Raw genomic sequence first — 25,286 nt, 5'->3', positions numbered from 1 at the left:
GGTGAATTCTTAAAGTACCGAATCCCCAGTCATTCTTCTGTTATGCGTATTTGAAGCAATTTTCCCCATTTAATTGTATGAAAAAGCCTACCTGCACACATTATAACAATACCTTGTAATTCTGTAACCACCCTGCAAAATGGCGGTTCTATATTTGTAATGTAATATTTGCTAAGAATATTACTAACAAATGTAACTAACTCAAATTATCAAACTTTTAAATTGAACATCATGAAAACAGCAATTAAAGGATTGTTTACAGCCGCTTTTTTAGCACTGGCAATCAACACGGCAAATGCACAGACAAACCCACAGGTAGCATCGGATAATCCAGCGAATTACGATCAGGGATTTAAATTGGGATTCGGGATTTCCGGAGGTTACGTGTTTGAAGACGGCTATGGAGCCGCATTGGGAGCTGACGCGCGCCTACAGTATAATTTTTCAAAACGAAATTCCCTGACACTGACAACTGGTTATACACACCTGTTTGTAGATGGTGATGGAGACGATTTAGGATTCATACCGGCTAAAGTCGGATTCAAAGGATTCGTTTGGGGAGATACATTTTATCTCCAGGGAGAAGTGGGTGCTGCGATCCCGGTAACGGCCGATTATGACGATACATCACTGATTTTCGCTCCTGGCTTCGGTTATGCCACAAAACATATCGATTTCAGCGTACGTTATGAATTCTATAACAAATTCCGCGATGCCAATGGCGAAAAAGGTATTGGCCAGTTGGCACTTCGTTTAGCGTATGGCTTCGACTTATAAATAAACCATCACAAGTAGAATGAAAAACGTGCCTCATAAAAGGCACGTTTTTTTATTTCACTTCATTTAATTTTTTTCTGTAAAAAGCAATACGCTCCTGGATTTCTTCGCTAAGTTCAGGCTCGGTGATGTCTTTGTATTTCTTCATTTCTTGTCGGATGATTTTCGCCGTGATCAGTCGTGCCGTATCCTTATCATCAGCAGGAATGATGAACCAGGGCGCATTTTTAACCGAGGTTTCGTTAATCGCCTCTTCATAAAATTCCTGGTAGGCTTCCCAGCAGTCACGCTCTTTCAGGTCATCGGGTGAGAATTTCCAATTGTGTTTTTCCTCATCCAGCCGACGCAGCAATCTTTCGCGTTGTTCTTCCTTACTGATGTGAAGGAAAAATTTCATGACGATAGTGCCGTTATTGACAAGGTGTGATTCAAAATTCCGGATTTCCTTGAGCCGTTTTTTCCAGAAATCTTTCGGGATATCATCCACCGATTCGATTCCGGGTATATTTTCATGGAGCACATATTCCGGATGCACCCGGCTAATCAGCACGTTTTCATAATGGGAACGGTTAAACACCCCGAATTTACCTTTTTCCGGTAATTTTATATAATGCCGCCACAGGTAATCGTGTTCCAATTCAGTGGAAGTGGGCGTTTTGAAACTTTGGACTTCCACGCCACGCGGATTGAATTCCCGAAATACCTCGCGGATCAGGCTGTCTTTGCCTGAAGTGTCCATACCCTGGAAACACACAAGCACATTGTATTTCTTATGCGCATACATCACGTCCTGCATGCTGCTTAACTTCTGGCGGGTTTTAGCAAGTTTTTTCACCACTTCATCTTCGCCCGCCCCGATATCGGTCGTGGTAGGCAAATTTTGTAGCGATACCGCACCGGTTACCCTGAAATCGTTGGCATTGATTTTTTCCATATCTACTTATTTCCCATAAATGTATATATTTAATCACGTAAATATTTTATGCTTAATTTTTATTTGTAGCAACTTCCGGCTGTATGTTATATCTTTTCCCTGTTAAAGGAACAGGAAAAAGGATGCCACTTCCATCCGGGCTAAACACCACGCAAATGCCCCAATTCACACTACGGCCTGCATTTGAAATCCCCGGTATCAGCGCCGCATCGGGTATTGCATATGATTATGGCCTGCTCTACCTGATTTCAGACAACAGCCAGTTCCTTTATGTTTACGATATGGAATCAAGGCAACTTGATAAAATCCCGCTTGTTGAAAACGCCACCGAAAATATCCCGAAATCGTTCAAACCCGATTTTGAGTCTTTAATGATCCTCGGCAGGAATTTATACGCATTCGGTTCCGGTTCGACTGAAAACCGCAATACACTCCGCATTTACAACCTCGAATCAAAAGCCATCACAGCAAAAGACTTGACAAAAACGTACGAAGCGCTACGGTTTTCTTCAGGAATATCAACATCCGAATTCAATATTGAAGGCACCGCAAAATTTGATGATGATTGGTTGTTTTTCCAACGTGGTAATGGTGCGGCAAACCAAAACGGCATTTTTATTTCCCAAAATATTGCTGGTTTAAACCCTAAATTCATTCCACTAAAACTTCCTGAAATCAATGGCAGCGAATTTTCTTTCACTGATGCAATTGTTGTAGACGGACTTATTTTTTTTCTCGCTTCCGCAGAAAATACTTCCTCGACCTATGAAGACGGGGACATCCTGGGAAGCCTTTTCGGAAAGATAAACCGTCACGATTTCAGCATTGAAGAAACATTGATTATTTCGCACCAACATAAATTTGAAGGGTTAACGCTGTACAAACAAACAGAAACGGAACTGTCTTTCCTGCTCTGCGAAGACAGTGACTCCGAAGCGACGCATTCCACAATTTACACCCTAATCATCCCGAAACTGCCTACTGCCGCTGCCTACTGAAAACTCTTTCTACAACGCTTCCAACTTTTTACATAATTCGTGCTCTTTAGTTACAAAGACCAAACATTGTAGTGGTTAATTGAAAAACCCGGTTATAATGACCGGGTTTTTATTTTATGTTCGCTACATGCATACCGCAAAGCATAATGTATACTACTTCTCAATCTCCTTCAAGCTCTCCATTTTCTTATTCGCAAGGAAAGCCTTGATATCCTCAAAATGCTCCTTTACGCGTTTGTTCCCGAATTCGAACACTTTTTCAGCCAGTCCGTCGAGGAAATCACGGTCGTGCGACACGAGAATCAATGTGCCGTCGAAATCTTTCAATGCATCCTTAATGATGTCTTTGGTTTTCATATCAAGGTGGTTTGTTGGCTCATCTAGGATCAGTACATTTACGGGCTCAAGCAGCAATTTAATCATCGCAAGTCGTGTTTTTTCACCACCTGAAAGCACTTTTACTTTCTTCTGCACGTCGTCACCGCCAAACATAAACGCACCAAGGAGGTTCTTGATCTGCGTCCGGATATCGCCCTCGGCAATGCGGTCTATAGTTTCAAATACGGTCAGCTCTCCGTCGAGTAACGATGCTTGGTTCTGTGCAAAATAACCAATTTGTGCATTATGGCCGATTTCAACCTTTCCGCCATCAGGAGTAAGTTCTTTCATAATGGCTTTGACCATAGTCGATTTACCTTCTCCGTTTTTACCAACAAAAGCGACTTTCTGCCCCCTTTCGATGACAAGATTGGCATCTTTAAAAACAACATGGTCGTCGTATTTTTTCGAAAGTTCATTTACAACCACTGGATATTGTCCACTGCGCGGTGAGGGCGGGAATTTGAGTCGCAATGCCGAAGTGTCTACTTCATCCACCTCGACCAAATCCAGTTTTTCAAGCATCTTCACACGCGATTGTACCTGCAGCGTTTTGGAATAAGTCCCTTTAAAACGCTCAATGAATTCCATGTTTTCTGCTATCATCTTTTGTTGTTCTTCGTAAGCTTTCTGCTGGTGCACGCGGCGGTCTTTTCGCAGTTCAAGGTAATGCGAGTATTTCGCTTTATAATCGTAAATACGGCCCATGGTCACCTCTATGGTACGGTTGGTGATATTGTCGACGAAAGCACGGTCGTGCGAAATCACGATGACCGCCTTTGCCGAATTGATCAGGAAATCCTCCAGCCACTCGATACTTTCAATATCCATGTGGTTGGTAGGCTCATCAAGCAGGATCAGGTCCGGCTTTTTCAGCAGGATTTTAGCGAGTTCGATACGCATGCGCCATCCCCCGGAAAATTCGGAAGTAGGCCGTGTGAAATCCTGCCTTTCGAAACCAAGTCCTTTTAATACCTTTTCCACTTCGGCTTCATAATTGACTTCCTCAATCGAATAAAATTTTTCGCTAAGTTCTGACACCCGCTCGATCAGCTTCATATACGCATCACTTTCATAATCGGTCCTGATGGTAAGTTGTTCATTGATCGCATCGATTTCAGACTTCATGCTGAACACTTCACTGAACGCTTTGGAAGCTTCCTCAAAAACGGTATTGTCATCTTTAGTCAGCAAATGCTGCGGAAGGTAAGCGATTACGGCCTCCTTTGGGGCTGAAATATTTCCTGTAGAAGGTTTACTTTCCCCTGCAATAATCTTCAGCAATGTTGATTTTCCAGCACCGTTTTTACCCATAAGGGCAATTTTGTCGTTTTCATTGATTGCAAAAGAGACTTCGCTAAAAAGCGTTGTGCCGCCAAATTGCACTGAAATATCATTAACCGTAATCATAAGTTTCGAATTTTAAAGCGGCAAAGATAGCGAGAAGTGAGGATAAAGTCGGCTTTGGGAGAAATTAAATTTGTTGCGTTTTTGATTATAAAAAAGCAGTATATTTAAAAATTGTTAGCCAAACCAAACATTTTTATGGAAAATAAACGCAGGAACAATGGTGGAGTAATTATTCTTATGGGTTGTATCATTTTAGGAATATATTTCCCGAAAATAAACTTTGAAAAAATACGCACCGTAGATATTGGATTGCTGGCCAGTCTTGCCGTGTTTATTAGCTGTGGAGTGTATATCCTTATAAAAAGCAAAAACAACAGGCAGCGGCAGTAATTTCAATGGGATTCAAATGCAAAAATCCGGGGATTATCGTTCTTGGTGCTGCTTTCTGTTGGGTTATGCCACAAAAAATAGATTTCTAAAATAGAAAAACTCCTGAAATCATTGGAGTCACCTGTACATAGTATTTATTTCCTGTAGTATTTATGCGTATGTCAGGAGCAGGCATACTCTCCTACAATCACTTCTGCCTGCAGGCACACTCATGATGCTCTTCGAGATAGGCAATGGATGCACGGCACATTTTCTCCAAAACATCAATATCGATATCAGCCAGTTTTTTTATGTAGATACACGCTTTTCCCATCTTAAATTTACCAAAACCCTCAAGCAAATGCTCATTTTCCTTAGTGGGAGAATACACATACAATGAAAACTCAGCCTTCCGTGGCGAAAACCCAAGCATAGGCGCGTCACCCTCATGCCCACTCGCGTATTTATAGTGGTAACTGCCAAAACCAATGATGGTCGGCCCCCACATTTTAGGCTCGAATCCTGACCATTCGCTCATCAAAGCTATCAATTGTAAGCTGTCTGCTTTTTTCTGGTCGGTGACTACAAAAGAATTGATGAAATCTATCACATCGACTTCTGTCTCATTGGTTTTATTTTTTGTCGTCATAATGGTTCAATTACTTATTTTTTTGCATGCACCATATGCAATTACAACGAATGTAACAAAAAAATTGATATTTCTCAGTTTATTTTGGGCGTGCCGCCGCCGTCGGATCCCTTCGTTGCCTGGCGCATTTCCACGGCGCCGTCGGGCTGTCCGCTGTAGTCCTTCCGCTCGTGCCTCGCGGTGCGGGCTGCCGCTGCCATCCCTCACGCGGCCATGTTCGTCAATGAAAGCACATTGTATAAAATGGATTGTAAGGCGGTAAGATTATAAGACATCCCTGCCCTCCAATAAATCCTACAGTCTCAAAATCCTGCAATTTTATAGTCTTACAGTCTTGAAATCTCATAGTCCTAAAATCCGCTCAGTAATCCATATAAAACAAAAAATCCCCATCATTACTGATGAGGATTTTAAAAAGAAAGGCGACGACATACTCTCCCACAAAATTGCAGTACCATCTGCGCAGGCGGGCTTAACTTCTCTGTTCGGGATGGGAAGAGGTGAGCCCCGCCGCAATAACCACCTTAAGTCGTTACATGATCGGGTTGATCACATTATATTATTAACACACTGGGATAAAAAAGTTACTTTTGAAAGATTGCTCCGGGCCTTGCGGCCCGGAAGCGCGTACATAAGCTTACGGGTTATTAGTACTACTCGGCTATGACATTACTGCCTTTACACCTATAGCCTATCGACCTGGTCATCTCCCAGGACCCTTAAAAGAAATCTCATCTTGTGGTGGGTTTCGCGCTTATATGCTTTCAGCGCTTATCCCTTCCCGACGTAGCTACTCTGCGATGCTCCTGGCGGAACAACAGATACACCAGCGGTCAGTCCAATTCGGTCCTCTCGTACTAGAATCAGATCCACTCAAATTTCTAACGCCCGCAGTAGATAGAGACCGAACTGTCTCACGACGTTCTGAACCCAGCTCGCGTGCCACTTTAATGGGCGAACAGCCCAACCCTTGGGACCTTCTCCAGCCCCAGGATGTGACGAGCCGACATCGAGGTGCCAAACCCCCCCGTCGATATGAGCTCTTGGGGGAGATCAGCCTGTTATCCCCGGCGTACCTTTTATCCTTTGAGCGATGGCCCTTCCATGCGGAACCACCGGATCACTATGCTCTACTTTCGTACCTGATCGACCTGTATGTCTCTCAGTCAAGCTCCCTTATGCCATTGCACTCTACGCACGGTTACCAAGCGTGCTGAGGGAACCTTTAGAAGCCTCCGTTACTCTTTTGGAGGCGACCACCCCAGTCAAACTACCCACCAAGCACTGTCCCCCACATTATGGGGTTAGGCTTCAGACAAGCAAAGGGTGGTATTTCAACAATGACTAACCAACGCCTGGCGACGCTGGATCGAAGTCTCCCACCTATCCTACACATCACTTGTCCAAAGTCAATACTAAGCTATAGTAAAGGTGCACAGGGTCTTTTCGTCCCACTGCGGGTAAACGGCATCTTCACCGTTACTACAATTTCACCGAGCTCATGGCTGAGACAGTGTCCAGATCGTTACACCATTCGTGCAGGTCGGAACTTACCCGACAAGGAATTTCGCTACCTTAGGACCGTTATAGTTACGGCCGCCGTTTACTGGGGCTTCAATTCAATGCTTCTCCGAAGATAACATCTCCTCTTAACCTTCCAGCACCGGGCAGGTGTCAGGCCCTATACCTCATCTTACGATTTTGCAGAGCCCTGTGTTTTTGATAAACAGTCGCCTGGACCTCTTCACTGCGGCCAGCATTGCTGCTGGCGACCCTTCTCCCGAAGTTACGGGTCTATTTTGCCTAATTCCTTAGCCATGAATCTCTCGAGCACCTTAGGATTCTCTCCTCGACTACCTGTGTCGGTTTACGGTACGGGTTGTATCGATCTGAAGTTTAGAGGTTTTTCTTGGAAGCCCTTAGGCGCACTATCACTTTGTCCGAAGACTCCGTGTACTATCGTATTTCCCCAAAAGCCGTGGATTTGCCTGCGGCTCTTATAGGTAGGTACTTCAACGAACTATTCCGTCAGTTCGCGGCGCTTTCATCACTCCGTCACCCCATCACAATCAATACAAGTACGGGAATATTAACCCGTTGGCCATCGACTTCCCCCTTCGGGTACGCCTTAGGACCCGACTAACCCTCAGCTGATTAGCATAGCTGAGGAAACCTTAGTCTTTCGGTGTGCGGGTTTCTCGCCCGCATTATCGTTACTTATGCCTACATTTTCTTTTCCAGAAGGTCCAGCATGGCTCACGCCACACCTTCAGCCCCGCTGGAATGCTCCCCTACCACTTACATTACTGTAAATCCATAGCTTCGGTACTACACTTATGCCCGATTATTATCCATGCTCGTCCGCTCGACTAGTGAGCTGTTACGCACTCTTTAAATGAATGGCTGCTTCCAAGCCAACATCCTAGCTGTCTGGGCAGACAAACCTCGTTCTTTCAACTTAGTGTAGATTTTGGGACCTTAGCTGATGGTCTGGGTTCTTTCCCTCTCGGACTTGGACCTTAGCACCCAAGCCCTCACTGCTGGTAAACATTATATAGCATTCGGAGTTTGTCAGGAATTGGTAGGCGGTGAAGCCCCCGCATCCAATCAGTAGCTCTACCTCTATATAACTATATCCAGCGCTGCACCTAAATGCATTTCGGGGAGTACGAGCTATTTCCGAGTTTGATTGGCCTTTCACCCCTACCCACAGGTCATCCGAAGTCTTTTCAACGACAACCGGTTCGGACCTCCACTGTGTGTTACCACAGCTTCATCCTGCCCATGGGTAGATCACACGGTTTCGCGTCTAACACTACCGACTAAAGCGCCCTATTCAGACTCGCTTTCGCTACGGATCCGGTACTTAATACCTTATCCTTGCCGGCAACGTTAACTCGTAGGCTCATTATGCAAAAGGCACGCCGTCACCCCACGAAAGGGCTCCGACCGCTTGTAGGCGTATGGTTTCAGGATCTGTTTCACTCCGTTATTCACGGTTCTTTTCACCTTTCCCTCACGGTACTGGTTCACTATCGGTCTCTCAGGAGTATTTAGCCTTAGCGGATGGTCCCGCCAGATTCAGACAGGGTTTCACGTGCCCCGCCCTACTCAGGATACCACTATCCATTACATCGCTTACCCATACGGGGCTATCACCCTCTATGGCAGACCTTTCCAGGTCCTTCCGGTTCACTCTGCATGGAATATCGTGGTCCTACAACCCCAATCTTGCCGTAACAACATTGGTTTGGGCTAATCCGCGTTCGCTCGCCACTACTTACGGAATCACTTTTGTTTTCTTCTCCTCCGCCTACTTAGATGTTTCAGTTCAGCGGGTTTGCCCTCCTATCGGAGTAATACATCTTCAATGTATTGGGTTGCCCCATTCGGGAATCTCCGGATTGACTCGTGTGTGCCGATCCCCGGAGCTTTTCGCAGCTTATCACGCCCTTCTTCGCCTCTGAGAGCCTAGGCATCCCCCATACGCCCTTATTTTGCTTATTGTACTTTTGCCTTGCTAATTAAAACAAGACGTGTTCTTTCTACTTTTTGTATTTTCTTATCCCAATATGTCAATGAACTTTTTCAATCCAATGGATCGATCGTGGAGAATATCGGAGTCGAACCGATGACCTCCTGCGTGCAAGGCAGGCGCTCTAGCCAGCTGAGCTAATCCCCCGTCTTTCCGTAGTAGCAGTTATCAGTCGCAGTTTGCAGTTTGATAACGCGCCCACTAAACGTGACAATCTCAACTTCCAGAATTTCCTTTTCCAATAAAACAAAATAGTAGTCCCGCCCAGACTCGAACTGGGGACCCCAACATTATCAGTGTTGTACTCTAACCAGCTGAGCTACGAGACTCTGTTTGTTTCTTGGATATGTATTTGAACCAACAGCGAGAGTAATGAATTTCTTTCTAAATCTTCCCTAAACGTAACCAAATTGCGTCTTTCTCTAGAAAGGAGGTGTTCCAGCCGCACCTTCCGGTACGGCTACCTTGTTACGACTTAGCCCTAGTTACCGGTTTTACCCTAGGCAGCTCCTTGCGGTCACCGACTTCAGGCACCCCCAGCTTCCATGGCTTGACGGGCGGTGTGTACAAGGCCCGGGAACGTATTCACCGGATCATGGCTGATATCCGATTACTAGCGATTCCAGCTTCACGGAGTCGAGTTGCAGACTCCGATCCGAACTGTGACCGGCTTTATAGATTCGCTCCCACTCGCGTGGTGGCTGCTCTCTGTACCGGCCATTGTAGCACGTGTGTAGCCCAAGGCGTAAGGGCCGTGATGATTTGACGTCATCCCCACCTTCCTCACAGTTTGCACTGGCAGTCTTGCTAGAGTTCCCGACATGACTCGCTGGCAACTAACAACAGGGGTTGCGCTCGTTATAGGACTTAACCTGACACCTCACGGCACGAGCTGACGACAACCATGCAGCACCTTGTAAATTGTCCGAAGAAAAGTCTGTTTCCAAACCTGTCAATCTACATTTAAGCCTTGGTAAGGTTCCTCGCGTATCATCGAATTAAACCACATGCTCCACCGCTTGTGCGGGCCCCCGTCAATTCCTTTGAGTTTCAGGCTTGCGCCCGTACTCCCCAGGTGGGATACTTATCACTTTCGCTTAGCCACTGAACTTGCGCCCAACAGCTAGTATCCATCGTTTACGGCGTGGACTACCAGGGTATCTAATCCTGTTCGCTACCCACGCTTTCGTCCATCAGCGTCAATATATTGATAGTAACCTGCCTTCGCAATTGGTATTCCATGTAATATCTAAGCATTTCACCGCTACACTACATATTCTAGTTACTTCCCAATAATTCAAGGCCTGCAGTATCAATGGCCGTTCCATCGTTAAGCGATGGGCTTTCACCACTGACTTACAGGCCCGCCTACGGACCCTTTAAACCCAATGATTCCGGATAACGCTTGGATCCTCCGTATTACCGCGGCTGCTGGCACGGAGTTAGCCGATCCTTATTCCTACGGTACCGTCAATCCGCCTCACGAGGCGGGGTTTCTTCCCGTATAAAAGCAGTTTACACACCATAGATGCTTCATCCTGCACGCGGCATGGCTGGTTCAGGCTTGCGCCCATTGACCAATATTCCTCACTGCTGCCTCCCGTAGGAGTCTGGTCCGTGTCTCAGTACCAGTGTGGGGGATCTCCCTCTCAGGACCCCTACCCATCGTTGCCATGGTAAGCCGTTACCTTACCATCTAGCTAATGGGACGCATGCCCATCTTGAACCGTTGTGACTTTAATAATAAAATGATGCCATTCTATAATACTATGGGGTATTAATCCAAATTTCTCTGGGCTATCCCCCTGTTCAAGGTAGGTTGCATACGCGTTACGCACCCGTGCGCCGGTCTCAATGCCCGAAGACATCTACCCCTCGACTTGCATGTGTTAAGCCTGCCGCTAGCGTTCATCCTGAGCCAGGATCAAACTCTTCATCGTATTTTGTTTGTTGATTACTCAACTTAATTTTAGACGAATTCTAACGTTTTATTTTTTCGAAAATCCAAATCGATCTTCCTTACTCTCTGCTTACTTCCAAATCTCTTCGGAAGTGCTGTCAATCCAATATATCAATGAACGTGTCAATCTTTTTCTTCTCGCTTGTGTTTCAAAGCGGGTGCAAAAGTACAACTTCTTTTTTACCGTGCAAGCCTTTTTGAAAATAATTTTTAAAGTTTATTTTCTTTCAGCTTTAAATCAATATTTTATGAAGAACTTTTATTTTCCAACAGCACAGTTCCCTGTTTTGCGGACGGCAAAGGTAAGCCACTTTTTGTGTTTACCAAATTTTTATTGAAAGTTTTTTGAAGTTTTTAATACCTGTTTTTTTAATTCACTGAAACAGCAGGAATTAAAACAATGCAAGTTGTGAAGTTTCATTTAAACCATCCTCTGCTCCTTTGAAATAAAAATGCGCAACGACATCAAACTGCTTCCTTTCAGGATTGAATTTCCTTAACGAAATCCGATTACATATATAATATAATTCCAAATTCCTGCCGGAAAACAATTCAAAGGCCGCGGCAAGCGCGGCAGGCTTAAGTTTCCTACCAATACTCATATGCGGATTGTCCACAATGAAAAGCGGCTTTACAGGAAACGATTTTGCAAACGATTTCATTAAGGAAACCATATAATATCGCGAAACCTGATCCGGACTTAAATAAAAAGCACCGTTGGGAAAACTGCCTAAAGTATTGAAGCAAACCGAAGCCGGTGAAGCCGCATCTGCAAATTTTTCGAGATACGACATTGCTTTTTGAAATTCGGAGTTTTCACCGGCGAATTCACAAATAGTAATATGTGCTTCTGAGTTGACGCTTGCGAACCACCCGATCTTACTTTTTAATTCAAGCTTCAACTGTCGCACTATTTCGACAATTTCCGGAGGAGGATATAATACTATGGAATATCTTTCAATCATTGTAAGTCGGGAAAGTCAGTAAAGTTAGTAAAGTCCGAAAGATTATCGTCTTCCTTCCTGACTTTCGGACTTTCTAACTTCCGGGCTTCTTCCGCGTTAGGGATCGCAGCGGCATCCTTTTGTGGCGTAGCTTGCGGAGCCACAAAAGATATAGCGGAGCGCCCGACGGCGGCTGCTGCAAACCATAACGAAACTACAACTATCCAGCCGCCGGAACGCCCAAAAACAATACCATATACTAATAAGGATTTATTTGGCGATGATTTCCCAAAGCCCTATATTTGCCGTTCAAATTTTTAAACGATGATCAAGATTACACTACCCGACGGTTCGGTGAAGGAGTTCGCTTCCGGGGCAACCCCTATGGAAGTTGCCAAAAGCATTAGTGAGGGATTGGCCAGAAATGTGATTTCGGCTTCCTTTAATGGTACAACGGTGGAAACGGAAACACCAATGACGACGGACGGTAGCCTTGTTTTATATACATGGAATGATGCTGAAGGCAAGAAAGCGTTCTGGCATTCGACTTCGCACGTGATGGCGCAGGCGTTGCAGGAATTGTATCCGGGCGTAAAGCTGACGATTGGGCCTGCGATTGAAAAAGGGTTTTACTATGATGTGGATTTCGGTGATAAAAACATCACTGATGCGGAATTCAAGAAAATTGAAGATCGTGTTTTGGAAATCGCACGCGAGAAGCATGAATTTAAGATGCGTTCGTCTTCGAAGGCTGATGCGTTGGCGTTTTATAAGAAAGAGAACAATCCATATAAGATTGAATTGATTGAGAATCTGGAAGATGGCACGATTACGTTTTGTGACCATGCTACTTTCACCGATTTATGCCGTGGCGGACATATCCCGAATACAGGATTGATCAAAGCCATGAAAATCATGAGCGTGGCCGGTGCTTACTGGCGCGGTGATGAGAAAAACAAGCAATTGACTCGTGTTTACGGAGTTTCTTTTCCAAAACAAAAAGATCTTAGCGATTATTTAGAACTACTTGAAGAGGCAAAACGTCGTGACCACAGGAAACTTGGGAAAGAATTGGAACTGTTTGCTTTTTCACAGAAAGTGGGACAAGGTTTGCCATTATGGTTGCCGAAAGGTGCCGCTTTGCGTGAAAGGCTGGAGCAGTTTCTCAAGAAAGCACAGAAGAAAGCCGGTTATGAGCAAGTTGTTACACCACATATAGGTCAAAAGGAATTGTATGTGACTTCCGGGCATTATGCAAAATACGGCGCAGATTCATTCCAGCCAATCCATACGCCTGCTGAAGGTGAGGAGTTTTTGCTTAAGCCGATGAACTGTCCGCACCACTGTGAGATTTACAATAACAAACCATGGTCCTATAAGGATTTACCGAAAAGATATGCTGAATTCGGAACAGTTTACCGTTATGAGCAATCCGGGGAATTACACGGTCTGACACGTGTTCGTGGGTTTACCCAGGATGATGCACACATTTTCTGTACTCCGGATCAGCTGGATGCCGAATTCAAAAAAGTGATCGACCTTGTATTATATGTATTCGGTTCATTGGGATTTGAGAATTTTACGGCACAGATTTCTTTGCGTGACCAGGAAAACCGTGAGAAATATATCGGTTCTGATGAGAATTGGGAAAAAGCGGAAAATGCGATCATCAATGCGGCACGCGATAAGGAGCTGAATACAGTTGTGGAATATGGTGAAGCGGCTTTCTATGGCCCGAAACTGGATTTCATGGTGAAGGATGCCTTGGGCAGAAGCTGGCAATTGGGAACTATTCAGGTGGATTACAATTTGCCGGAACGTTTCGAGCTTACTTATAAGGGTGCTGATGACAAATTGCACCGTCCTGTGATGATTCACAGAGCGCCTTTCGGGTCAATGGAACGATTCATTGCCATCTTATTGGAACATACTGCAGGAAATTTCCCGCTTTGGCTGATGCCGGAGCAGGCTATAATCCTGTCTCTGAGTGAGAAATATGAAAATTATGCCAAAAAAGTTTTGGAATTGCTGGAAAATCACGAAATTCGCGCCCTAATTGACAACCGAAACGAGACAATCGGGCGTAAAATCAGGGATGCTGAAACGCAGAAATACCCGTTTATGCTGATTGTAGGGGAGGAAGAAGAGAAAAACGGCACGATTTCTGTGCGTCGTCACGGCCAGGAAGGAAAAGGAAATATTACTGTTTCAATTGAGCAATTTGCTGAAATGGTACAGGGAGAAATAGACAAGACATTAAAAACATTCAACGTTTAACTAAAATTTAAAAGTCATAGCAATAAGAAACAACAGAGGTTACCAGCCTCGGGTAGAAAAGAAAGACGCACACAGGATTAACCAACACATCCGTGGTATACAGGAAGTAAGGCTTGTGGGCGAGAATATTGAGGCAGGAGTTTATAAACTCACCGATGCGCTGCGCATGGCCGACGAGCAGGAACTGGATTTGGTTGAGATTTCTCCGAATGCAGAGCCGCCTGTATGTAAGATAATGGATTATAAGAAATTCGTTTACGAGCAGAAGAAACGCGAAAAAGTGCTAAAGGCTAAATCTACCCAGGTCGTTATCAAGGAGATCCGTTTCGGGCCTCAGACCGATGAGCATGATTATGAATTTAAAAGGAAAAATGCTGAAAAATTCCTCAAGGAAGGTTCTAAGTTAAAAGCATTCGTATTCTTCAAAGGACGTTCCATCATCTACAAAGACCAGGGACAAATCCTGCTGTTAAGGCTTGCCCAGGATCTCGAAGAACACGGAAAGGTTGAAGCCATGCCGGTTTTGGAAGGAAAAAGGATGATTATGTTTATCGCGCCGAAAAAGAAAAAGTAGGCAGTTGGCAGTCGCAGTTTGCAGCAGATAGTTGTTAAACGCGGATGCCCTAGCCCCGATTGAAGTGGAAATCCTTTGCAGAGTTTACGAAGCAAAGATTGTAACGGAAAGCGGGAATCAGCTCCAAAAAAAGAAAGCCAGACTGCTCAGGCACTCAGGCACTAAAAAGAAGTAAGTCCAAATTTAAATACACTTAGGAATTATGCCTAAAATGAAAACAAAATCCAGTGCCAAAAAGCGCTTTAAAGTGACCGGCTCTGGTAAAATCAAAAGGAAACACGCTTTCAAAAGCCACATCCTGACTAAAAAGTCGAAGAAACGCAAGTTGGCTTTAACGCATTCAACTCTTGTTCACAAGACGGATGAGAAAAGCATCAAACAACAATTGAGGATCATTTAATTAGTATTCAGTATACAGTCACAGTAAGCAGTACTGCAAACTGAGACTGGAAACTGCAAACTTTTTATCCTCTAGGTTAAAAAATCATTTAATAACCTTGGAGTATGGCCACTAAGTTCCCTTGATTTAATTCGGGACGCCTGCTACAAAAAAAAGAAAATTATGCCAAGATCAGTAAACTCGGTTGCCAAAAGGGCCCGTAGAAAAAAAATGATGAAGCAAGCCAAAGGTTTCTTTGGCCGTAGAAAAAACGTTTGGACAGTTGCTAAAAACGCGGTAGAGAAAGCGATGAGCTACGCTTACCGTGACCGTAAAGCAAAAAAGAGAAACTTCCGCGCGCTGTGGATTATGCGTATCAACGCTGGTGCACGTTTAGAGGGAATGTCTTACTCTCAATTCATGGGACAGGTGAAGAAAAGTGGGATCGAATTGAACCGTAAAGTTCTTGCAGATTTGGCTATGAACCACCCAGAGGCTTTCAAAGCAATACTTAATAAAGTAAAATAAACGTTTAATACTTTTTGGACTTACTATTGAAAACCCGCTTTTTAAGTGGGTTTTTTTTATTTTAACGCACTGAATGTGTAACAATTTAATTTAAAAACGTCTGATGTTTTGGCTAATTTTGAAACCAAACTTAAATTTATGATTAAAACCATCACCCGCTGCATCCTGTTCCTATCGGCAGCAGCACAAGCACAAACTTTCACCACTGAAACCAAAAAAGATGCCAACGGCTATTCTTATGAAGTGGTAAAAAACGACAAAACCGGCGTACGCGTCTACACCCTCAAAAACGGACTGAAAGTATACCTTGCAAAAAATACGGACGAGCCAAGAATACAGACATACATTCCCGTAAGGACCGGTTCCAACAACGACCCTTCGGACAATACCGGACTGGCGCACTATTTAGAGCACATGGTTTTCAAAGGAACCAGCAAAATCGGGACGCAGGATTGGGAAAAGGAAAAAGTGCTGATTGCACAAATCTCCGATTTATACGAAAAGCATAAAGCCGAAACCGATCCTGAGAAAAAAGCTGCGATTTACAAGCAGATTGACCAGGTTTCTTTAGAAGCTTCGAAATATTCAGTAGCCAATGAATACGACAAACTGATTTCGTCGCTTGGCGCAAAAGGGACCAACGCCCACACCTGGCTCAACGAAACGGTTTACAAAAACAACATCCCTTCCAACGAATTGGAAAAATGGATGGTAATTGAAAAAGAGCGTTTCTCGGAATTGGTATTGCGCTTATTCCATACCGAGCTTGAAGCGGTTTATGAAGAATTCAACCGCGCGCAGGACAATGATGGACGGTTGGTGAATTATGCATTAATGGATGCGTTGTTCCCGTTGACTCCTTATGGGCAACAGACGACTATCGGAAAATCCGAGCATTTGAAAAATCCATCGATGGTGGCCATCCATAATTATTTCAACACTTATTATGTGCCAAATAATATGGCTGTGGTTTTAGTCGGAGACCTGGATTTTGACAAAACCATCAAAATGGTGGATAAATATTTCGGTGCGTTCCAATACAAGGAATTGCCCATGAAAAAAATGGTATCCGAAGTGCCGATGACATCGATTACACAACGCGAGGTTAAAAGCCCTACGGCGGAACGTTTGACCATGGCGTGGAGGACTTCAGGTGTAGGAACGAAAGAAGCCATGCTGTCAGATATCGCATCGAACATGCTGTCAAATTCAGGCGATGTAGGATTAATCGATCTGGACATCAACCAAAAACAGCTGGCACTGAGCGCCGGTGCCGGAACATCAATCATGAACGATTACGGCTACCAGTCATTGTCGATTTCCGTAAAAGAAGGCCAGACACTCGAAGAAGGAAAACAATTGCTGCTGGCCGAAATCGACAAACTGAAAAAAGGGCAGTTTGACGATTGGATGATCCAGGCCGTGATCAATAATATGAAGCTGGACCGTATGAAGACCTTTGAATCAGGCAACGGGCTGGCTACGACTTTATACAACACTTTTATCGAAAAAAGATCGTGGGAGCAGGTCCTGGCTGAAATCGACGAACTTTCGAAAATCACCAAAGCCGATATCGTAAAATTCGCGAACGACTTCTACAAAGACAATTATGTGATCGTTTACAAACGAAAAGGTGTCAATGACAAACTGGTACGTGTTTCCAATCCTGCCATCACGCCGGTGAACCTGAACCGCGATTCGCAATCCCAGTTTTACAAAGATTTCCAAAAGCTGACTACAACCGATCTTGCGCCGGTCTTTGTCGATTTCAAAAAAGAAATCCAGACGAAAAAAGTGAAGAACACCAATATCAGCTTCGTAAAAAATACGACCAACAATATTGCAAGCGTGTATTACATTTTCAATATGGGCTCTGATAATAACAAGAAACTGTCGCTCGCCATTGGGATGCTGGATTATCTTGGTACTGATAAAATGTCGTCAGAAGATATCAAAAAGGAGTTTTACAAAATCGGGATTACCACTTCAGTGAACCCGGGAACCGATTTAACTTATGTGACCTTGACCGGCCTGGAAGAAAATCTCCCAAAAGGCATCGCACTGCTTGAAAACCTGATGAAAAACGTAAAACCGGACCAGGAGGTATACAATACACAAGTGGAAACGATCCTGAACCAACGAGCCAACGCCAAAAAACGCAAGGAAAGCATCAGCAGTGCGCTGACCAATTATGCGATGTACGGGAAGAATTCGCGTTTCAGGGATATCCTTTCAGAAAATGAACTGAAGTCTATGAATGTTTCTGAACTGACTGATATTATCAAAGGCATCAACGATTACGAACACCAGATCTTCTTTTATGGAAGCAACCTTGACAATATCGTGAAAGCTTTGGAAACAAACCATAATCTTGCCGCAAACAAAGCCATTCCTGCTGCAAAAGTGTATCCGCAGCCTGATACCGCGGGGAAAGTTTATTTTGCCAATTACGATATGGTACAGGCCGAAATGACGCGTGTGGCCAAGGGCGTGAAATACAATCCGCAGATTGCCGGAACCGTGAATGTATTCAACAATTATTTCGGTTCAGGATTGTCATCGATCGTGTTCCAGGAAATCCGTGAATCGAAGTCACTTGCGTATTCTGCAGGTGCTGTTTACCGCACTGCGAGCGACAAAGACAAGAGCGATTATATGCAGGTTTCTATCGGTACCCAGGCCAACAAACTACCGCAGGCCGTCGATGCGATTTCGGTATTGTTAGCGGACATGCCGAAAATAGACAGGCAGTTCAACAATGCCAAAGAGTCAAGCTTAAAGCAGATTGCGTCGAGCAGGATCATTAAATCGAATATCTTTTTTACGCAATTGAACCTGAAGAAATTCGGAATTGATTACGACAACCGCAAAGACGTTTACAACAGCATCAAAAACCTGACGCTGGACAACACGAATACTTTCTTCAATGCGGAAGTGAAACCGAAAAAGTACAACACCGCCATCGTGGGTAAAAAGGAAAACCTTGATTTTGAAGCGCTGAAGAAATTAGGGGATGTAGAGGAAGTTTCTTTGGAAGAGATATTTAATTATTAGGATTGTAAGACTGTAAGATTATAAGATCGGGGGAAAGACGTTTCAGACATCTTTCCCCCGATTTTTTATTAAGAGCTTTATAATTTTTGAACTACACGAAAATCTTACAGTCTTAAAATCTTACAGTCCAAAAAAACATCTTATTTCTTCAAAACCGCCGCATCGACGCTGTATCTGCCCGGCCCAGTAAAGAATAAGGCAAGGTAAATCACGAAGTACAAAAATGCATGCCCGATTTCCACGCCGTGGTCACCGGAGGTGTAAATCTCCATCTTGTCCATCACCACGACGATGTAACCCATACATATCAGCAGTGGGATCAGGCTGAGCCTTGACAGCAAACCGGCAATCAGCAACAGGCTGCAAAAGAATTCGGCAAAAATGGTAAGCACCAGCGGCACTTTACCTGTCATTCCCAGGAAATTGACCTCGTTGAAATAAGCTGCCGTATCTTCGAAATGGGTCAATTTCTGGTAACCATAACAGGCCATGAGAATCCCTATGATTAAACGGATCAGCAACAAACCCAAATCCAGGTTTATCGGCAAGGAAGAAAGTAATTTTTTCATTGGTTGGTGGTTTAAAGTGTTGATTGTAAATATATCCATTTTTCTTTTTTAAAGCAATCCCTTGAAAATGTTTCCGTCAAAGCCATTAATATTGAAACAAAATCCGGAAATAAAATAAATTCAATGCGTTACTTTTACCACTCAATCTTAATTCCCAATCTTATGAAAATTCAAAAAGTACTTATAACGATGTTATTGATGACCGGGCTATACGCAGCTTCACAAACATCAAAGGATTCGCTGCAGATGATAAAAAACACGGAAAAAGCGCAATCCCTTTATAAAGAAATCACCGAACAAAAACTAAAGCTTTCAGCATTGGAATCGAAGCTAAGCGAAGTTCAGGCGGAAGCTAACGAAAAAGAATCCGAAGCCAGGGAATCAAGCGCTGCCAACAAAAAAGCCGCATCAAAACTCGAAGATGACCTCGACAGCCGCCGCAAAGCACGCCGTGCCAGGAATGCCGGCGATGAAGCCGCTGATGATGCCAAAAAAGCCCGGAAAGCCAATAACAGGCTGGAAGACGCAGAAAAAGACGTTAAAAAGCTGCGTTCGAAAATCAAGTCTAATGAGAAAAAACTGGAGAAAATCCAGAAGGAACTTCCATCGGGAATAATTTTGGAATAAACATCCTTCGCAATTGCGTTTCAGGGAATTGAAAGAAATTAAACGCAGGCTGGCATTGTTAACCTATAAATTAATCTGCTGCTTTCATTTTAATTTTTACTTTTGCCTAAATAAAAACTGCATATATGCTGATTATCGGAATCGCCGGAGGAACGGGCAGCGGGAAAACCACCGTGGTACACCAGATCATGAACGAATTGCCGCAAACGGAAGTGGGTATCATTTCCCAGGATTCTTACTACCGCGAGAACAATCATCTGTCGTTTGACGAACGTGCGCTGATCAATTTCGACCATCCTAGAGCGATCGATTTTGAGCTTTTGGTAACCCATTTAAAAGATCTTAAGTCCGGAAAAACAGTCGATCAGCCGGTATATTCCTTTGTGACACACAACCGTACTGATGACACCGTGTCCACGCATCCGCGCAAAGTGATGATTGTGGAAGGCATCCTGATTCTGGCCAATCCGGAATTGCGTGAATTGTTCGACATCAAGATTTATGTACACGCCGATTCTGATGAACGCCTGATCCGCCGTCTTAAACGTGACATTGCCGAACGCGGCCGTGACATGCACGAAGTCCTGAACCGCTACCAGACCACGCTCAAGCCAATGCACGAGCAGTTCATCGAGCCTACAAAAGCCTTTGCTGATATCATCATCCCGAACGACAAATACAATACGGTCGCGATTGATGTGGTCCGCGCGGTAATCAACCAGCGTATTTTGTAATTTAGGAATTACAGATTAGGAATTACGGTGCGCCCTGAATCCATAATTCGTAGTTTACAATTTGTAATCAGATGAAGAATCCACTGAAAAATACCTTTGAAAAATGGCCGTTGCTGCGAATAGTAAGCAACCGCTACGTTTTGGTATTGCTCGTATTCGTGGTTTGGATGCTTTTTCTGGACAATTATTCATGGCTGAACCACCGTTTGCTCGACAAGGACATTGACGAGCTTAACGACAACAAGCATTATTACCAGGAGGAGATCAAAAAAGATGTACGCAATATCAAAATCCTGAAGGATTCGAACCAGATCGAAAAATTCGCGCGCGAGAAATACTACATGAAGCGTGACAGCGAGGATATTTATATCATTGAATTTGAGGGCGATACGGTAAAACGGGATTTTTAATCCTCAACTTCTGTGAGATAAGACTCCACTATTCCGATCGGATCTTTTATTTGAAACGTTTTTTATAGACAAAAGGTCCGCAAATTTAAAATCAAGCAAAAGCTTTCACGAAATTATCAGATTCGCAAAGTAAGCCCATTCCGTTTTTTTTAATTAAATTTCGTTCCTCAAATAACGCTTCTTTTTAAAGGAAACTAAACGAATTACTGCGTGACAAAACCTAAATTATTTAACACCTTCGGGCCGGTATCTTCAAAGCAATGGAAGCAACAGATCCAGTTTGAGCTTCGCGGCGCCGACTATAATGAAACGCTCGTCTGGGAAAGCCCGGAAGGCATTAAGGTAAAACCTTTTTACCATATTGATGAAGGAACGGCGATCCTGCAGCCTAAAAGCGCGGAAGGATTTTCAATCTGCGAAGATATTTTTGTTTTTGAATTGCAGAAATCCATCGCAAGGGCACTGGATTGCCTGAGCCGTGGCGCGGAAAGCCTGCGTTTTCATATTCCGTCCGCCGATACCGAGATTGAGAAACTGCTTTCGGCTTTACCGCTTGAAACGACGCCGGTTTATCTTAGCCTTTCTTTTATTTCCGATGTTTTTATCGAAAAGGTTGCGGCTTTCGCCAAAGACAAAAAGGCACAGATTTATTGTCTCATTGATCCCGTCGGCCATCTTGCCAAAGAGGGTAACTGGATTGACACCCCCGGAAAGGACAATTTTAAGGCAATTGCAGCATTGCCGGATCACGACCACATGTCCATTATTAGTATTGACGCAGGTTTGTATCAAAATGCAGGCGCTAATATTGTGCAACAACTTGCCTATTCCCTGTCGCATGCCAATGAATATTTCAACCATATCCCGGATATTTCCAAACCGCCTGTTTTCCAGGTTTCGATAGGGTCGAATTACTTTTTCGAAATTGCAAAACTCAGGGCTTTGCGTATCTTATTTGATTTGGTCGCCAAAGAGTATGGGATCGAAACCGGCTGCCATATTATCGCCACGCCTTCCAAAAGAAATAAAACGCTTTACGATTATAACGTGAACATGCTGCGTACTACAACCGAATGTATGGCTGCGATTGCCGGTGGCGCTGATGCCATTTCGAATATGCCGTATGATGCACTATATCATAAAGGCAATGAATTCGGGGGAAGGATTTCGAGGAACCAATTGCTGATCCTGAAGCACGAAAGTTATTTTGATAAAGTCGAAAACCCCGCTGATGGCAGTTATTACATCGAAAGCCTGACCCAGCAACTGGCAGAAAAAGCATTGACATTGTTCAAGGAAATCGAAGCTGCAGGAGGTTTTTTGAAACAACTTTCCGATGGCACGATAAATAAAAAAATCAATGAAAGTGCCGCGCGCGAGCAGGAATTGTTTGATTCAGGCAAGGAAGTCCTCTTAGGCACTAACAAATATCCGAATAAAAACGACAGGATGAAGCAGGAACTCGAATTGTTCCCTTTCGTCAAAATAAAACCACGCAAAACATTACTCACCCCGATCATCGAAAAGCGCCTTGCCGAAAAAATTGAGCAGGAACGCCTCGATACTGAAACTGAAAACTCATGAAAAACATCGTACTTCTTATAACCTGCTTTATCTCATTCGCTGCAATTTCACAGCAACATGCCATAGAGCTTACGAATACCAAAAGCGGCAAAACCAAAACATTCACCGAAAACGAACGTGTAAAAGCACGTACGCTCGACCATAAAAAACACGTCGGGTTGCTTACGTTTTCCGATAACGGTACATTGAAAATCGGCGATCATTCCATTGCTCTGGATAGCCTTCAAAGCATTAAAAAGCAACCTAAAGTGCTCGGAACTGTAAAAACCGTAGTACTTTTCGCGGGATTGGCAACCGTTGCCACTTCTATTGCCATAGCTACCGCCGGAAACAATGCGGCTTTCCTGGTTTTTGTTGCCGGATCCGGGGCAACCATTGGCGCCGGGGTCCTTGAAGCAGTGAATTCAAATTATACTACAAGAAAATGGACCTTTAAAATTGTGGAGAAATAATGCGGAAGGATGTAAGCCATATCAATTTGGGCAACAAGGTTCAGGATCCAGGGTCCAGTAAAATACAGAATGTCTCAGGCCCTTTCCTGACTGCAGAAGGTATTGAAATCAAACCTACTTATACAGAAAATGATATTTCCGACCTGGAGCATCTTGATTTCGGGGCCGGTTTTTCACCGAATTTACGCGGACCATACGCTACGATGTATGTCCGCCGACCTTGGACCATCAGGCAATATGCGGGTTTTTCAACTGCCGAAGAAAGTAATGCATTTTATCGAAGGAATCTCGCCGCAGGGCAAAAAGGACTTTCTGTTGCGTTTGACCTTGCCACGCACCGCGGTTATGATTCTGATCATGAGCGTGTCGTTGGGGACGTTGGTAAAGCCGGAGTGGCTATTGATTCCGTTGAAGATATGAAATTGCTTTTCGACCAGATTCCATTGGATGAAATGTCGGTTTCCATGACCATGAATGGGGCTGTACTGCCCATTATGGCGTTTTACATCGTTGCTGCGGAAGAACAAGGCGTAACACCCGAACAACTTTCCGGTACCATCCAAAACGACATCCTTAAAGAGTTTATGGTACGCAATACCTACATCTACCCTCCTGCCCCATCGATGAAAATCATTGCGGATATCTTTGATTTTACAAGCAAAAAAATGCCGAAATTCAATTCGATTTCGATTTCCGGCTACCACATGCAGGAGGCAGGCGCTACTGCAGATATAGAACTCGCCTACACGCTTGCCGACGGATTGGAATACATCCGCACCGGACTCGCAGCCGGTATGAATATTGACGAATTCGCCCCAAGGCTGTCTTTTTTCTGGGCCATTGGCATGAACCATTTTATGGAGATTGCGAAGATGCGTGCTGCTAGGATGCTTTGGGCTAAATTATTAAAGCAATTCGACCCGAAAGATGAAAAATCACTTGCGCTGCGCACGCACTGCCAAACCTCCGGTTGGAGCTTAACGGAACAAGACCCGTTCAATAATGTCGCGCGCACTTGTATTGAAGCCGCGGCTGCTGCTTTTGGCGGTACACAATCGCTGCACACCAATGCGCTTGACGAAGCGATTGCCTTGCCCACGGATTTCTCCGCGCGTATTGCAAGGAATACACAGATCTTTTTACAGGAAGAAACCAAAATCACTAAAACCGTCGATCCATGGGCCGGCAGTTATTACGTGGAATCGCTTACGGCGGAAATCGCTGAAAAAGCATGGGCATTAATTGAAGAAGTTGAGGAACTTGGCGGCATGACCAAAGCCATTGAAGCCGGCATCCCGAAATTGCGTATCGAAGAAGCGGCGGCCAGGAAACAGGCGCGCATTGACAGCGGACAGGACGTAATCGTTGGCGTGAATAAATACCGTTTAAAGAAAGAAGATCCGTTGCACATCCTTGATGTCGACAACCAGATGGTACGCAAACAACAGGTGGAACGGCTTGACCAAATCAAGGCTTCAAGGGACAATGATAAAGTAAAGATGGCATTAACGCAACTCATCAATGCTGCGAAAACGGGAAGCGGAAACCTGCTTGAACTGGCAGTTGCCGCAGCACGCGAAAGGGCAACGCTGGGCGAGATCAGCGATGCACTGGAGACCATTTTCGGAAGATATAAGGCACAAATCAAATCATTCAGCGGCGTGTATAGTAAAGAAATCAAGAACGACGAAAGCTTTGCCAAAGCGAAGCAGCTTGCCGATGCGTTTGCCAAAACGGAAGGACGTAGGCCAAGGATCATGATTGCAAAAATGGGTCAGGACGGCCATGACCGCGGTGCAAAAGTGGTCGCTACCGGCTATGCCGATGTCGGTTTCGATGTGGATATTGGCCCATTGTTCCAAACACCTGCAGAAGCTGCGAAACAAGCCGTGGAAAACGACGTGCATATATTAGGCGTATCCTCATTGGCAGCAGGCCATAAAACATTAGTCCCGCAGGTGATTGCCGAGCTGAAGCAATACGGTCGTGAAGATATCATGGTCATTGTAGGCGGTGTTATTCCTGCACAGGACTACCAATATTTGTTTGATGCAGGTGCCGTGGCGGTATTCGGGCCAGGGACTAAAATCAGTGAGGCGGCGATAAAGATTTTGGAGATCTTGATTGGGGAGTAAATATTATTTAAAAAAATGATGTTAAAACTTTAATTTACTTCGGAAATATCAACCCGCACTCCATTATTA

The 25,286-nt window shown here is 44.3% G+C and carries 18 protein-coding genes, 2 tRNA genes and 3 rRNA genes; 13 read left to right on the top strand and 10 right to left on the bottom strand.

The features are described 5' to 3' along the window. Positions 1-231: 231 nt before the first annotated feature. Positions 232-777 (top strand): hypothetical protein, encoded by a 546-nt coding sequence (locus tag HYN49_RS08185; RefSeq protein ID WP_108903662.1) that lies wholly within the window; start codon positions 232-234, stop codon positions 775-777. A gap of 52 nt (positions 778-829) precedes the next feature. Here HYN49_RS08185 and HYN49_RS08180 read toward each other — a convergent pair whose 3' ends face one another. Then, positions 830-1,711, bottom strand: coding sequence for a PPK2 family polyphosphate kinase (locus HYN49_RS08180; RefSeq protein ID WP_108903661.1), 882 nt, complete (start codon positions 1,709-1,711; stop codon positions 830-832). A gap of 155 nt (positions 1,712-1,866) precedes the next feature. Between HYN49_RS08180 and HYN49_RS08175 the strand changes: the two genes are divergently transcribed. After that, positions 1,867-2,709 (top strand): DUF6929 family protein, encoded by an 843-nt coding sequence (locus HYN49_RS08175; protein WP_146185068.1) that lies wholly within the window; start codon positions 1,867-1,869, stop codon positions 2,707-2,709. 153 nt (positions 2,710-2,862) lie between these two features. Here HYN49_RS08175 and HYN49_RS08170 read toward each other — a convergent pair whose 3' ends face one another. The 8 genes from HYN49_RS08170 to HYN49_RS08130 all read right to left on the bottom strand — a co-directional run bounded on the left by HYN49_RS08170 (position 2,863) and on the right by HYN49_RS08130 (position 11,915). Beyond that, entirely contained in the window at positions 2,863-4,497 is a 1,635-nt protein-coding gene (locus tag HYN49_RS08170; protein ID WP_108903659.1) for an ABC-F family ATP-binding cassette domain-containing protein, read from the bottom strand. Between the two features lie 517 nt (positions 4,498-5,014). After that, positions 5,015-5,455, bottom strand: a complete 441-nt coding sequence (locus tag HYN49_RS08160) for a DUF1801 domain-containing protein (RefSeq protein ID WP_108903657.1) — start codon at positions 5,453-5,455, stop codon at positions 5,015-5,017. Between the two features lie 417 nt (positions 5,456-5,872). Continuing rightward, positions 5,873-5,982: ribosomal RNA gene (rrf, locus tag HYN49_RS08155) — 5S ribosomal RNA — on the bottom strand. 100 nt (positions 5,983-6,082) lie between these two features. Next, positions 6,083-8,962, bottom strand: a 23S ribosomal RNA gene (locus HYN49_RS08150). Positions 8,963-9,063: 101 nt separating this feature from the next. Next, positions 9,064-9,137 (bottom strand) — tRNA-Ala (locus HYN49_RS08145). Positions 9,138-9,245: 108 nt separating this feature from the next. Continuing rightward, positions 9,246-9,319, bottom strand: a tRNA-Ile gene (locus tag HYN49_RS08140). 97 nt (positions 9,320-9,416) lie between these two features. After that, a 16S ribosomal RNA gene (locus tag HYN49_RS08135) occupies positions 9,417-10,930 on the bottom strand. Together the 16S, 23S and 5S rRNA genes with 2 tRNA genes alongside form the textbook arrangement of a ribosomal RNA operon. A 412-nt stretch (positions 10,931-11,342) precedes the next feature. Beyond that, positions 11,343-11,915 (bottom strand): 2'-5' RNA ligase family protein, encoded by a 573-nt coding sequence (locus HYN49_RS08130; RefSeq protein ID WP_108903656.1) that lies wholly within the window; start codon positions 11,913-11,915, stop codon positions 11,343-11,345. 303 nt (positions 11,916-12,218) lie between these two features. Here HYN49_RS08130 and thrS point away from each other — a divergent pair, with 303 nt between their 5' ends. The 5 genes from thrS (at position 12,219) to HYN49_RS08105 (ending at position 18,706) form a co-directional block, all read left to right on the top strand. Further along, entirely contained in the window at positions 12,219-14,171 is a 1,953-nt protein-coding gene (thrS, locus tag HYN49_RS08125) for a threonine--tRNA ligase (RefSeq protein WP_108903655.1), read from the top strand. 22 nt (positions 14,172-14,193) lie between these two features. Further along, entirely contained in the window at positions 14,194-14,745 is a 552-nt protein-coding gene (gene infC / locus HYN49_RS08120; protein ID WP_108903654.1) for a translation initiation factor IF-3, read from the top strand. A 202-nt stretch (positions 14,746-14,947) separates the two neighbouring features. After that, positions 14,948-15,145, top strand: coding sequence for a 50S ribosomal protein L35 (rpmI, locus tag HYN49_RS08115; RefSeq protein ID WP_091398482.1), 198 nt, complete (start codon positions 14,948-14,950; stop codon positions 15,143-15,145). Between the two features lie 162 nt (positions 15,146-15,307). Beyond that, positions 15,308-15,652, top strand: coding sequence for a 50S ribosomal protein L20 (gene rplT / locus HYN49_RS08110; protein WP_108903653.1), 345 nt, complete (start codon positions 15,308-15,310; stop codon positions 15,650-15,652). 138 nt (positions 15,653-15,790) lie between these two features. Beyond that, the gene (locus HYN49_RS08105) at positions 15,791-18,706 is read left to right on the top strand and encodes a M16 family metallopeptidase (RefSeq protein WP_108903652.1); all 2,916 of its coding nucleotides are present in this window, start codon (positions 15,791-15,793) and stop codon (positions 18,704-18,706) included. A gap of 140 nt (positions 18,707-18,846) precedes the next feature. On the opposite strand, the gene HYN49_RS08100 is transcribed toward HYN49_RS08105, so the two are convergent. Further along, positions 18,847-19,275: a DoxX family protein gene (locus tag HYN49_RS08100; protein ID WP_181368933.1), complete on the bottom strand. Its 429-nt coding sequence runs from the start codon at positions 19,273-19,275 to the stop codon at positions 18,847-18,849. Positions 19,276-19,437: 162 nt separating this feature from the next. On the opposite strand from HYN49_RS08100, the gene HYN49_RS08095 reads away from it, so the two are divergent. The 6 genes from HYN49_RS08095 (at position 19,438) to scpA (ending at position 25,217) form a co-directional block, all read left to right on the top strand. Further along, on the top strand, positions 19,438-19,902 hold the full coding sequence (locus tag HYN49_RS08095) for a hypothetical protein (protein WP_108903650.1): 465 nt from the start codon (positions 19,438-19,440) through the stop codon (positions 19,900-19,902). Between the two features lie 125 nt (positions 19,903-20,027). Then, complete coding sequence (udk, locus tag HYN49_RS08090; RefSeq protein WP_108903649.1) at positions 20,028-20,636, top strand: uridine kinase; 609 nt, start codon at positions 20,028-20,030, stop codon at positions 20,634-20,636. Positions 20,637-20,707: 71 nt separating this feature from the next. Next, positions 20,708-21,046 carry an FtsB family cell division protein gene (locus tag HYN49_RS08085; RefSeq protein WP_108903648.1) on the top strand — a complete coding sequence of 113 codons (339 nt, stop codon included), beginning with the start codon at positions 20,708-20,710 and terminating at the stop codon, positions 21,044-21,046. A gap of 210 nt (positions 21,047-21,256) precedes the next feature. After that, on the top strand, positions 21,257-22,630 hold the full coding sequence (locus tag HYN49_RS08080) for a methylmalonyl-CoA mutase subunit beta (protein ID WP_108903647.1): 1,374 nt from the start codon (positions 21,257-21,259) through the stop codon (positions 22,628-22,630). After that, positions 22,627-23,082, top strand: coding sequence for a hypothetical protein (locus HYN49_RS08075; protein ID WP_108903646.1), 456 nt, complete (start codon positions 22,627-22,629; stop codon positions 23,080-23,082). The genes HYN49_RS08080 and HYN49_RS08075 overlap by 4 nt, the downstream gene beginning before the upstream one ends. Then, on the top strand, positions 23,082-25,217 hold the full coding sequence (gene scpA / locus HYN49_RS08070; RefSeq protein ID WP_108903645.1) for a methylmalonyl-CoA mutase: 2,136 nt from the start codon (positions 23,082-23,084) through the stop codon (positions 25,215-25,217). Before HYN49_RS08075 ends, scpA begins: the two co-directional genes overlap by 1 nt. Positions 25,218-25,286 lie beyond the last annotated feature (69 nt).

The sequence above is a fragment of the Flavobacterium pallidum genome, from assembly GCF_003097535.1.
In the GTDB taxonomy this organism is placed as follows: Bacteria; Bacteroidota; Bacteroidia; order Flavobacteriales; family Flavobacteriaceae; genus Flavobacterium; species Flavobacterium pallidum.
Note: the sequence above shows the minus strand (reverse complement) of the source record. Positions and strands in the feature narration are given on the sequence as shown.

Coding starts and splice junctions, on each gene's coding strand:
- HYN49_RS08130 (WP_108903656.1), bottom strand. CDS start 11,915: ATGATTGAAAGATATTCCATAGTATTATATCCTCCTCCGGAAATTGTC.
- udk (WP_108903649.1), top strand. CDS start 20,028: ATGCTGATTATCGGAATCGCCGGAGGAACGGGCAGCGGGAAAACCACC.
- HYN49_RS08085 (WP_108903648.1), top strand. CDS start 20,708: ATGAAGAATCCACTGAAAAATACCTTTGAAAAATGGCCGTTGCTGCGA.
- HYN49_RS08160 (WP_108903657.1), bottom strand. CDS start 5,455: ATGACGACAAAAAATAAAACCAATGAGACAGAAGTCGATGTGATAGAT.
- rpmI (WP_091398482.1), top strand. CDS start 14,948: ATGCCTAAAATGAAAACAAAATCCAGTGCCAAAAAGCGCTTTAAAGTG.
- rplT (WP_108903653.1), top strand. CDS start 15,308: ATGCCAAGATCAGTAAACTCGGTTGCCAAAAGGGCCCGTAGAAAAAAA.
- thrS (WP_108903655.1), top strand. CDS start 12,219: ATGATCAAGATTACACTACCCGACGGTTCGGTGAAGGAGTTCGCTTCC.
- HYN49_RS08180 (WP_108903661.1), bottom strand. CDS start 1,711: ATGGAAAAAATCAATGCCAACGATTTCAGGGTAACCGGTGCGGTATCG.
- HYN49_RS08095 (WP_108903650.1), top strand. CDS start 19,438: ATGAAAATTCAAAAAGTACTTATAACGATGTTATTGATGACCGGGCTA.
- HYN49_RS08185 (WP_108903662.1), top strand. CDS start 232: ATGAAAACAGCAATTAAAGGATTGTTTACAGCCGCTTTTTTAGCACTG.
- HYN49_RS08075 (WP_108903646.1), top strand. CDS start 22,627: ATGAAAAACATCGTACTTCTTATAACCTGCTTTATCTCATTCGCTGCA.
- HYN49_RS08100 (WP_181368933.1), bottom strand. CDS start 19,275: ATGAAAAAATTACTTTCTTCCTTGCCGATAAACCTGGATTTGGGTTTG.
- HYN49_RS08170 (WP_108903659.1), bottom strand. CDS start 4,497: ATGATTACGGTTAATGATATTTCAGTGCAATTTGGCGGCACAACGCTT.
- HYN49_RS08105 (WP_108903652.1), top strand. CDS start 15,791: ATGATTAAAACCATCACCCGCTGCATCCTGTTCCTATCGGCAGCAGCA.
- scpA (WP_108903645.1), top strand. CDS start 23,082: ATGCGGAAGGATGTAAGCCATATCAATTTGGGCAACAAGGTTCAGGAT.
- HYN49_RS08175 (WP_146185068.1), top strand. CDS start 1,867: ATGCCCCAATTCACACTACGGCCTGCATTTGAAATCCCCGGTATCAGC.